We start from the raw sequence: 2,504 nt of genomic DNA on the forward strand, positions 1-2,504 counted from the left end.
TGGTTCATCTCTTCAAGGAAGACCTCTTTGCGGGTTTTCTTGGGCAGGGGGTCAAGGCCAAGCGTGATCTGATCCATGTCCGTGATCGTCGGTCCTCATCAGGCTCTGCGCCAGTCGGAATGACCAGGGGTTTTGCAGACCTTCCCTAGAGCTTCAAGTCGACCAGCCGGTGACGTTTAGAGTGATGCAAGCTCAAACATCGAGGTCAACGTCGACGCGCAGTCCGACGGGCAGCAGAACGGGATACTTTTGTCGAATCAAGTCGTACAAGTTTGGAACCGCAGGAGCAGTGACTGTAACCACTAGTGCGAAGTCAGCATCAGGGGCCGACGTTGCCGGTACGCTCCTGCTCTCGGCACGAGCATGGTATTCAACATCGAATACTGGGCCCGCAATTGCGATAGGGGGCTCAAACTTGCGATCACGATGGAGCACTGTCTCCCATTTGTGCGCCGCCGTTCGCATTCTGTGTTCTGTGGCTTTGTATTGGGAGCTGATGCCAAAGAACTCCGCGCTGTCATCTTCCCCGACGCCCAGTCTTGGCCGGAAGACAACGCCGATCCCGGTGCGGGTGTAGTTGATTGCGTGTTCCGGATCGGTGTGCGCGTTAAGACAGAACGTTGCGCGGATGTGCACCGGGCCATTGAGTGCGACGTCTGGAAAGGGAACAGGACAACGCCTGTACTCACCCTTGGCTAACGATGCGTTGAAGATCACGGTCGCGGAGCCTGGGCCACACTCCAGGATGCTCGCGACGTCCTCGGGAAATCTTCCCCAACCGACCTCGCTGCGCTTTAGTCGTGGTGCAGACTCTGCGTGATGAATGAGGAGCGCCTTGATACCGGTCGCTGTCAAACTGTGCGTGGTTGTCGCTGCAATGCCAGCGGCCGTGCGGAGTGCTAGTGGTGCGGCGTAGCTAGTTCCCTGAACGCCGGAGACTCCCGACAGGATGGGGCTGTAGACTTCAAATGGCTCTTGATCAGACCCCCCGAAAGCGACCCCATCGGGCTTGACAAACCCAGGGCTTCGTCCCGGGCCCACGCAGCTGTAGGGAGCCCGCCGCCATCGGGCGCCCGGAGAATCGCATGCACCGACCGCAATAGCGTTGACCATATCGCCCGGTGGCTGAATCCGGTTTGCTCCCTCGTGGATGCCGTCGTTGCCAACAGCGACGGTGGCAACGATGTCGTAGGTTGCGCATAGCTGGTCCAACGTAGCTGTCCAAGTGTGGACTTCGTCGTCGTCGATAGGCATATGGGGCCCTAAGCTAAAGTTAGCGAACCGGTATCGCCCGGTCTCCAACGTTTGCTTGATTCGCAAAAGGACGTCGAAAAGGTCCGGATCTTTGCCAGACGAAGGCGCAAGGACACGAAAGTGGTCGACGCCCATATAAGGCATATTTGAAGGGCTGCGGCCGGGCCGCCCGAACAAAAATGAAGAAGTAACCTCACTGCCATGAAGGAGCAGTGATCCAGCTGTAGCTGCAGTTTCGGGATATGTGATTTCTGTGGCCCATGCTGCCAGATCGGTGGTACCCAGTCCGCCGTCGAAGATGGCTGCCCTCTCACTGGGGTGTAAGGGCGCCGCTATTGGGAGCTTGAAAGTCGCACCGGGAACAGTCGTGCGGACCATGTTCGGTATCGCTGTCCGCAGGACGGGCATCAGCCGCGCTACCCGCAAAAATGTGAAGTCCGCGAGGGAACGAATCTGAGCACTTGAGCCAAATACTGGCACGAAGGTCAAACCACCGACACGTATCTTACGGCTCACATCGGCGGTTGCGCCTTGGCTCTTCGCGTAGCGCTGGAACGCGACCAGAATGTCATCGGCATCAGCGCCAGCATGCAGCGCCACTTCAAAGGCGAGATGATCCCCCTCAGGAAAGTCGCCTTTCAGCTTCTCCTCATGGTCGACCCATCGGATCGTTTCGATCTCCATGACCTGGCGCTCAATTCCAAGAGGGCGCCTCTCTTGCGAGAGTACATCCGCAAAACGCGCTAATGAGGTATCTGTACCCGCCACGAACAGCGATGCTGTGGCATGCGGTTTTCCAGCGTACCGGGCATCGGTCGTCGCGCGAGGTGTGATGATTCGCTCTTTGCTGCCAATATCGCGTAACCCCACAGCGCGCAGCAGCTTGTAAGGGTAGTAGCTTCTGGCGAGAAATGAGGGATGGAGAACCATCTCAAAAACGCCCTCATCTCGAGGCTTTGCGACACGCGGAACCTCCCGCAGGGACGCCCTGATTTCCTGAAGAGGCTGGCGGATTGCTTCCCGGACCTCATCGAAAGAGTAGGGCATGGTCTTGTCACCTCGTGGACGCGCAATTTCTGCGACACCGACCAACTTTTCACCACCGCTAAGGAAGGTCTGCAAAACCCAGTCCGCCTGCGTGTCCGAGCTGACTGAGGCACGTTGAGTTTCGCGATGCGGATCGAAGCGACGATGGCAGCTCGATTCGCCGGCAAATTCCGGCGTTATGAGCCAGCGGCACGCCCATTTGA

At 58.0% G+C, this 2,504-nt stretch carries 1 protein-coding gene; it reads right to left on the bottom strand.

Annotated features, from left to right (window positions below; genetic code table 11):
- Window positions 1-192 precede the first annotated feature (192 nt).
- Window positions 193-2,504 (bottom strand): S8 family peptidase (locus tag BN2503_RS18815; protein ID WP_148639785.1); only part of this gene is annotated, 2,312 nt, incomplete at its 5' end.

It is taken from the genome of Paenacidovorax caeni (genome assembly GCF_001298675.1).
In the GTDB taxonomy this organism is placed as follows: domain Bacteria; phylum Pseudomonadota; class Gammaproteobacteria; order Burkholderiales; family Burkholderiaceae_C; genus Paenacidovorax; species Paenacidovorax caeni.